Below are 7,804 nucleotides of genomic sequence, written 5' to 3' on the forward strand. Positions count from 1 at the left end.
CAGCTCGCGTTCCTCTTCCGTTAGGACCAGCGGCTTCTTCGGTCTTCCCACACCTGCATATGTCGTCAGGTCATGGATTTGTACCGATGCGCTGAGAATTTTTACGAACTTTGGTCCCAGGACACTAGGAGAGCGCTGAAGATGTGGCGAAAATTAGAGCCGGAGGAGATCGCGTTCATCGAGCGAATGAACGCGGTCTACTTGTCCGAAGAGCTGAGCTTCGAGGAAGCGGTCCGCGAATATCGTCGAATCGAGGCGGAATTTGTCGAGCGGGCGGGCGACAACGAGTACCATGTCGTGGAGACCAGGCGGCGCATCACGGAGTGGCTCCTGGACGAGGCGCTCAGAGACGAGCAACCCCACGAGGTTTGCCGGGAGATCTGGCATGAGCTTTTGCAGCGGGGGTTCTCCGGCATCGAGAAACGACACTCGATGAGCGGCATCTATGCGCGGTGCTGCCAGATGAATGGTGAATTTGAAGCCGGCCTTGCGGTGATCGAACCGCTCATCGCCGAGGTCGAGCAGGGGCACGCGGATCCGACGCTCCCGCCGAATCCGCGTGCCTTTTACGAACAGGAACTCGCGATCGACCGCAAGATACGAGACGAGCTCAAAGCCGGTATTCGAGGGTGAGCGGCCCACGTGGGTGGTCTCGACGGAGGACGAACGCGGAGAGGGGGCTCGCCCGTCATGGAGGACCCATGTCTACGCCACCACGCGCGGACGCCGCCCCGAAGCATTCGCGAGCCTCCACCTCCCCACGGTCGCCAGGCTGGCCATCGAGCGCGTCATGTTGAGCCGAGCTTGCATCCACAGCTCGATGCCCTGCTCCCCGCCGTGAGCGACCCGGTCCTGGCCGTGGACAGCGCCGGCAAGGTGCTGCTGGCCAACCTGGCGCGGATCGCCCCGAGATCGGAGTGCTGGCCCTTCGACATCGGAGTCGGCGAGCCCGAGATCGGAGTCCCCCCTCTTCGACATCGGAGTCGGCGAGCCCGAGATCGGAGTGCTGGCCCTTCGACATCGGAGTCGGCGAGCCCGAGATCGGAGTGCTGGCCCTTCGACATCGGAGTCGGCGAGCCCGAGATCGGAGTCCCCCCTCTTCGACATCGGAGTCGGCGAGCCCGTGATCAGAGTCCCCCCTCTTCGACATCGGAGTCGGCGAGCCCGTGATCAGAGTCCCCCCTCTTCGACATCGGAGTCGGCGAGCCCGAGATCGGAGTCCCCCCTCTTCGACATCGGAGTCGGCGAGCCCGTGATCAGAGTCGAGTTCCGTCGGGATGCTCGGAAGAAGGGGAGGCTCGGGCGCTCGAAGGGGTGAGCGCCCGAGCGTCCTGCTCGAAGAGGCGCGGGGTACCCGTGTACGGAGGGCACCCCGCGCGAAGCCGCTACTTCTTGGGCTCCTGCTTGGGGGCCTCGGGCTGTCCCTGCGGCGGCGGAGGCACGTTGGGGTGCCCCTGCTCGATACGGTTTTGGCGGTCGTCCTTGTACGCGGGGTTGTTGGGGTTCTTCACGTCCGAACGTTGATCGTTGGGGCTCGGCTGATTCTTCGCCATCGTCGCATCTCCTTCGTACTCAATGCACGCGCCCTTCTCGGCGCGTGCCGATCGTTCACTGCATCCGCTGTGCCCATCGATTTCCGGCCTTCTACGGCCGGTTTTGCGTGTCACGCGCCGATCGCGATCACCTCTCCGGGGCAGCGGAGGTGATCGCGATCGCGCCGCTCAGCCCTTCTTGAATTGCCCGTCCTTTCCCCGGTACCTGCGCACGCTCGCGTCCCACTCCGGACGGCCCTCGGCGAGCGCGGCGAGCGCGGCAAACGCCGCGACCGTCAGGAGCGCCCCGCCAATCACGAGCGGCGCCGACGGACCCGAGCTGGGGGGTGTTGGGGGTGCCGGGGGCACCGCGGGCCCTGGCGGGGGCCTATTTCCCGACGGTGGAGCAAGCAACGACAGGAGCACCTCGGCGATCTTGCGTGCGTCGGGACGGTTCTCGGGCGTGTCGCTCCGCATGGCGAGCACGAGGTCGCGCAACGCAGGAGGAACATCCGCCCTGTGGAGTGCCGACGCGTCGCGTGTGCCCGTGAGCAGCTCGGTGGCTACGACGCCCAGCGAATAAATGTCCGCCGCCGCGCTAAACGGCTCGCCCATGAGGATTTCGCGGGCGATGTACCCCGGCGTTCCTCCGGGCCCCCGCGTCATCATGGTTCCGACGCCGGGCACCCTCGCCAGCCCGAAGTCCGCGAGCTTCACGACGAACGTACCGGACTCCACGGTCGTCACGAGCAGGTTGTCGGGCTTGATGTCCCGATGAAACCCGTTCCGATCATGGATGGCGCGCAATCCAGTGATCACCTGCATCAGGATCACGGCCGTCGAACGCCAGTGCAGCTTCCCGATCAGCCGCCCCAGGGGGCCCTGATCGCAGTATTCGAGGACGATGTGCGGCTGTGGGGCCGCGAGATCGTGATCGAGCAACTCCACGATGAACGGATTGTCGAGCGCCTCGTAGAGCACGAGCGCCTCGCGGGCGAACCGCTCTCGCCCGTCGGGGCTGCGGTCTTTGAGGAGCTTGACGGCTACGACCCGCCCGCTGTCCCTGTCGACGGCGCGGTAGACGGTCCCAAAGCTCCCTTCGCCGAGCTTCTCCTGCAATTGGTATCGATCGTTCACGGTTCCTCCGATGCTCGTCGCGTCCGAGTGCGACGCGTGCACCCCGGAGTGCACCCTCCGTGCCCGGCCCCATCGCCCCCCGTGGCCTTGGCAAACCCTTGAAAAGCTTTCGTTTTGCTATCGTGCGCCGGCCGAACCTCGTGCCCGCGATCAGGTTCGTCCCCCTCGCGGCCCGATCGCGATCCGCCTCCCGCGCATGTTTCTTCCCGTTCGACCGTGTGCTGTTGTATGAACCACAGTCGTGGAACTCAAACCTGGGTCACGCGTCAACCGGTACGAGCTGAAGCGACGCCTTGGAAAGGGCGGGCAGGGGTCCGTCTGGGAGGTCTCCGACGTCCTCGAGGAGGGGGCTCCCCGCGCGCTCAAGCTGATCGCCCTCCGCGAGCTCGAGAAGGGCGCCGCGGAGCGCGCATGGCGCGAGGCGCAGGCGCTCCAGGGGGTGACGCACCCGGGGCTCGTGCCGTGCCGCGAGTTGTTTCGAAACTCGGTCGAGGACCTGATCGGGCTCGTCTTTGATCTCGTCCAGGGCCAATCCCTCGCCGCTGCGGCCCGGGATCCCCGCATGAGATCCGAGTATCGGATCGCCGTGCTCGACCAGCTCGCCGCGGTCCTCGCACACGTGCACGCGCTCGGCATCGTCCACCGGGATTTGAAGCCGGACAACGTCCTCGTCACGGACGCCTTCTGGTCGGCTCCGTTCACGCCGGGCGGCGTGAAGCTCGTCGACTTCGGGATCTCGGCGCCCGCAGGCAATCCCTCGCCGATCACCACGTTTGGGGCCGTCGTCGGCACGACGCCGTATCTCCCGCCCGAGCTCATCTCTCCTGGGCCCTGGTCCCCGGATCGTGAGGGGTTTGCCCGCGACATGTTCGCCTTCGGGGTGCTCGGGTGGGAGCTCCTGTTCGGATCACATCCCACGGGTTTGCCCGCAGAGGCGGTCCAGCCGGCCTATTACGATGCTTATCGCGCCGCCTGGGATCAACGCCTCCCATGGCCTCCGCCCGCGCCGGAGAGCCCCTGGGTGCCGATCCTGCGCGCGTGCCTCGCGCTCGATCCTCACCGCCGCCCCCCGAATGGCGGGGCGCTGCACGAGATGCTGCGAACCGGATCGGCTTCGCTTCCGGGGATCACGCAAGCGCACAGCGCGCCGACGGCCACGCATGTCCCGCCGACCTCGGCGCAATCGCCCGTCTTTTTCACCGAGGGGATGCATGCGCCGCCGTCCGCGCCTCCTCCGGTGGCTCGGACCGCGTCCATGCCGCATGAGCGTTCGCCTTCGGTGCCGCAATTTCCGCCGCCTCCGTCGCGGTCCGCCTCGTCCGGCTTCGGGGGTGCGAGCTGGCCTCTGCTCCTCCTCGCGCTCGTCGGGGCCGCTTCCAGTGGGGCATTCGCGCTTTGGATGTACATGAAAGGGAAACCCGCGGACGATGCGCAGGCCGCGATTCCCATTGACTTCTCCGCGAAGAGCAAGGGCGCGGCGGCGGTTCGCCCGAACGTCACCGCGCCCGACGTGGATCCGGGGTTGCCTTGCTGTGAGGAGGACGGGAAGTGTAAGTCCGGGTATCCGTGCAATGCTGGGCGCTGCGAGGACAAAGCCCTCCCCGAGCGCACCTGGACCCTACGCATGACGGGCGCCGTGGTGGTCGACGGCAACCAGGATCTGGCGGGGACGAACCCCTCCGCCCTCGTATGCATGCGCAACGAGAGGACCGGGGATCGGGCTTGCTCCCCGATGAAGGAGATGGTCCGCGTGGGCGGAGACAAGGTCAACGTCCTGCGCGCAAGCTCGATGGACCTTGCGTACGGCCGTATTTTCATCCGCGTGGTCGAGGGAACAAGGGACCTCTATCCCGAGGTGCGCATCGCGGACAATCGCGGGGGGATCAAGAACTCCATTCTCTGCAGCAGCATGCGGCTCCGCGCCGGCCCCCGCGAGAGCGCCCCAGTCCACGTATTCGTATATCTCGACGGAGCCCGACCATGACCCGACCCGGTTTGCCGCCCACCACCGAAGAGCACAGGCCGCCGACCGCCGAGCAAGTCGATCGGGGGCGCCCGGTCCTGCTCGCTGCATTCCCAGGCTCGGCCGTCCTCCCCATGCCTTCGTCGGGCGAGCCCGTCGGGCGCGCATGGCTTGCCGATGCAGGCATCGTCGACCCGAAGGCCTCGAGCCAGCACCTGTCCTTTTCATTCGAGGGAGGGAAGTGGAAAGTCGAGGACCTCGGTTCACGCAACTTCACGTTCCGGAATGGACACCGCCTCGATCCGGGGGCGAAGGTGCCGATCGAGGACGGGACGGTGCTCCGCATCGGCGGTACGCTGCTCGTCTTTCGGGAAGCGTATCGTGGTCCGTTTCGACCGATGGAAGCGCTGGGGACGCTCGTCGGCCCGTTTGGCCTCGCGGACATGCACGCGGCCATCGCCGCAGTCGCTGCGCGCCGCCTGCACCCTGTGCTGATCGAAGGCCCGACCGGCACGGGCAAGGAGGCTGTGGCGCGGGAGGTCGCGCGGGCGCTCGGTCGAATGCACAAATACACGGCCGTCAACGTGGGAGGGATCCCCGAGACGCTCTTCGAGGCACAGCTCTTCGGCTCGGAGCGAGGCGCCTATTCCGGTAGCGTGGAAGCCAAGCCGGGCGTGCTTCGTGCCCATCATGGAGGCGCCGTTTTTCTCGACGAGCTCGGCGAGCTCCCGGGCACCTCGCAGCCCAAGCTCCTGCGTGTCCTCGACGGCCATGGCGTGACGCCCCTCGGTGGCGCGCGTGAGCTACCTGTGGACGTGGCCATCGTGGCCGCGACGAACCGCGATCTCGCCGCATGCGTGGCGCAAGGCACGTTCCGGAGAGACCTCCTCGCGCGGTTCACGTTTCGCATTCGGTTGCCGTCCCTCGCGAAGCGTTCCGAGGACCTCTTCGCCGTGACGAAGGCGTTGTGGGAGCGCAGGTACGGGACGCTCGATCTCGGACGGGTGCGTGTCGACGTCGAGGCGATCGAGCTGATGATGCTGCAAGATTGGCCTGGGAACGTGCGAGACCTGGATCGATTGGTCGCGTCGATGGATCCCGGCTTGGGTCTCAAGCTCTCCGCCGTCACGCAGGTCCTCGGCGTGAGCGCGTCGACGGCGGCGCCGCCGCCCACGGTGCAGGCCATCGAGAAGGCGATCGCCGATGCCGGCAGCAAGTCGGCGGCTGCGAAGCAGCTCGGGATTTCCCGCGGATACATGAATCGACGACTCGAAGAGAAGGACGAGAAGAAGAAAGAGAAGTGAGCGGGGGCCCTCCCTGCGGAACCGCTTGCCATGGCCTCCCCGCCGGGGCTACCGTCCTTCCACAGCGCGACGTAAAGCGCTTCACCAGGAACGCGGGTAGTGCCCTCCACGTCACCTTTCCCGATCCCGGTTTCAGCCCTCAAGCCCGTCGCTTGTGGCTCGACGCTCTGGCGCAGCGGCGGCGTCCTGCGCGCCACGATCTTCCTCAAGCTCACGGTCTCGCTCACGCACGAGCGCACGGCGTGGCCGACGACGGCCCTCGACCTCATCCGCGAGGAGAAAAACCGCGACAAGCACCCGGCGGCGAGTGTCGTCGAGGCCCTCGAGACCGCGCCGTACCTGCCTTCGGCCGGCGTCCTCCTCTCCGGACACGCCTACGCCCCCGGCGGCCGGCCCGTCCCCGCGCTCTCCGCCCGCCTCGCGATCTTCCGGGAGCGTGGACTGCTCGACAAGACGATCCACGTCTTCGGCGACCGCGCTGCGAACGCGCCCCAGGCGCCTCGTCCCTTCGACCGCATGCCGCTCCTCTACGAGCGCGCCGCCCTGACCGACGACAACCCCGTCGGCGTGCCGCCGAGCGCGCCCACGCTGCCGAACCTCGTGGATCCCCGCGGCCCCACGCGCGCCGCGGGCTTCGGCCCGTACGGGCGCTACTGGCCGCATCGTCGGCGTTTGCTCGGGAACGTCGACCGGAAGCGGCTCGACGGCGTCGTCGCCGAGATCCCCGACGGCTTCGACTTCCGCTGGTTCAACCCGGCGCCGCCCGACCAGCAGATCGAGTTTCTCCGCGGCGAGGAGTGGATCGTCCTCGACGGCATGCACCCGACCCTGCCGCGTGTGCAGTCGCGGCTACCGCAGGTCCGCGCCAAGGCGTGTACGTACCTCGTCGGCCCGGGCGGGCCGGGGCAGGGGCGCGTGATCGACCTCGTCGCGGATCTCCTGGTCATCGACGCCGACAGGCTCGTCGCGTCCCTCGTCTTCCGGGGCAATTTTGCGTTCGATCGGCTGGAGACCGTGCCGCAGCTCCGCGCCTTCGCGGACGTGGAGCTCCCGGGCAACCCGATCCGCTGGCCCGAGGCGGCGGAGGTGATGCGCGCGCGGGCGCCCGCGCCGGTCGTGCCTGCCGTGCAGGCACAGGCTTCGGTGACGGACGTGACGCTCCCGGTTCGGGACGAGAAATCGGCTTCGCGGGCGGTGCTCCCGTTCCAGCCGCGGCCCCCCGGCGCGCCGACGGTGCTCCCGCCGAACACGCCGCCGCTGCCGGCGCGCCCGCGTGTCGATGAGGACGACGATCCGCTGATGCGCACGTGTGCCATCGATCTGGACGATCCGCCGTCGCGCCCGGCGACGCCCTTCGACGATCCGCTGATGCGCACGCGCGCCATCGAGCCGGACGATCCGCCGTCGCGCCCGGCGATGCCCTTCATGAACGCGCAGCCGAGCGCCGCCGCGCAGGCGCGTGCCGCGCTGGGCATCCCGCCGGCGCCCCCGCCGCCGCCGAGGCCGTACCGCCGGGACGATGACGAGCACGCGACACGCGCGATCGACCTGGCGGAGCTCGAAGCGAAGCGCGCGGCGATGCCGTTCGAGAAGGGTGGAGCCGGGGATCGCGCGCCGGGGAGCGTGCGTCCGCCGCTGCCGCCGACCGTCGTGGGGCCCCCGCCGCTGGTGCAAGCGCCGCCGTTGAGGGGGCCGACGCCTTCGGGAGGCATGCCTTTGCCGCCCGCGGCCGTGCCTTTGCCGCCCGCGGCCGTGCCTTTGCCGCCCGCGGCCGTGCCTTTGCCGCCCGCGGCCGTGCCTTCGCCGCCCGCGGCCGTGCCTCCGCCGCCCGCGGCCGTGCCTCCGCCGCCCGCGGCCGTGCCTTTGCC

At 68.5% G+C, this 7,804-nt stretch carries 6 protein-coding genes; 4 read left to right on the plus strand and 2 right to left on the minus strand.

Annotated features, from left to right (window positions below; all coding sequences use genetic code 11):
• The first annotated feature begins 72 nt into the window (after positions 1–72).
• Positions 73–633 carry a hypothetical protein gene (locus tag QHF89_RS49450; protein WP_136973376.1) on the plus strand — a complete coding sequence of 187 codons (561 nt, stop codon included), beginning with the start codon at positions 73–75 and terminating at the stop codon, positions 631–633.
• 752 nt (positions 634–1,385) lie between these two features.
• On the opposite strand, the gene QHF89_RS49455 is transcribed toward QHF89_RS49450, so the two are convergent.
• Together QHF89_RS49455 and QHF89_RS49460 are read right to left on the minus strand one after the other, a co-directional pair.
• Positions 1,386–1,553, minus strand: coding sequence for a hypothetical protein (locus QHF89_RS49455; protein WP_284722003.1), 168 nt, complete (start codon positions 1,551–1,553; stop codon positions 1,386–1,388).
• Between the two features lie 168 nt (positions 1,554–1,721).
• Entirely contained in the window at positions 1,722–2,669 is a 948-nt protein-coding gene (locus QHF89_RS49460) for a serine/threonine-protein kinase (protein ID WP_284722004.1), read from the minus strand.
• 241 nt (positions 2,670–2,910) lie between these two features.
• Between QHF89_RS49460 and QHF89_RS49465 the strand changes: the two genes are divergently transcribed.
• From QHF89_RS49465 to QHF89_RS49475, 3 genes are all read left to right on the plus strand, one after another.
• Positions 2,911–4,653 carry a serine/threonine-protein kinase gene (locus QHF89_RS49465; protein ID WP_136973373.1) on the plus strand — a complete coding sequence of 581 codons (1,743 nt, stop codon included), beginning with the start codon at positions 2,911–2,913 and terminating at the stop codon, positions 4,651–4,653.
• The gene (locus QHF89_RS49470; RefSeq protein ID WP_284722005.1) at positions 4,650–5,936 is read left to right on the plus strand and encodes a sigma 54-interacting transcriptional regulator; all 1,287 of its coding nucleotides are present in this window, start codon (positions 4,650–4,652) and stop codon (positions 5,934–5,936) included. Before QHF89_RS49465 ends, QHF89_RS49470 begins: the two co-directional genes overlap by 4 nt.
• Positions 5,937–6,035: 99 nt before the next feature.
• Positions 6,036–7,804: DUF2169 family type VI secretion system accessory protein (locus tag QHF89_RS49475; RefSeq protein ID WP_284722006.1), on the plus strand; the 1,769-nt coding region annotated here is incomplete at its 3' end.

Origin of the sequence: Polyangium sorediatum (genome assembly GCF_029946465.1) — a bacterium.
GTDB classification, from domain to species: domain Bacteria; phylum Myxococcota_A; class Polyangia; order Polyangiales; family Polyangiaceae; genus Polyangium; species Polyangium fumosum.

What these genes read in the sequence shown, in the direction of transcription:
- QHF89_RS49470 (WP_284722005.1), top strand. Translation starts at nt 4,650, where the DNA reads ATGACCCGACCCGGTTTGCCGCCCACCACCGAAGAGCACAGGCCGCCG.
- QHF89_RS49455 (WP_284722003.1), bottom strand. Translation starts at nt 1,553, where the DNA reads ATGGCGAAGAATCAGCCGAGCCCCAACGATCAACGTTCGGACGTGAAG.
- QHF89_RS49450 (WP_136973376.1), top strand. Translation starts at nt 73, where the DNA reads ATGGATTTGTACCGATGCGCTGAGAATTTTTACGAACTTTGGTCCCAG.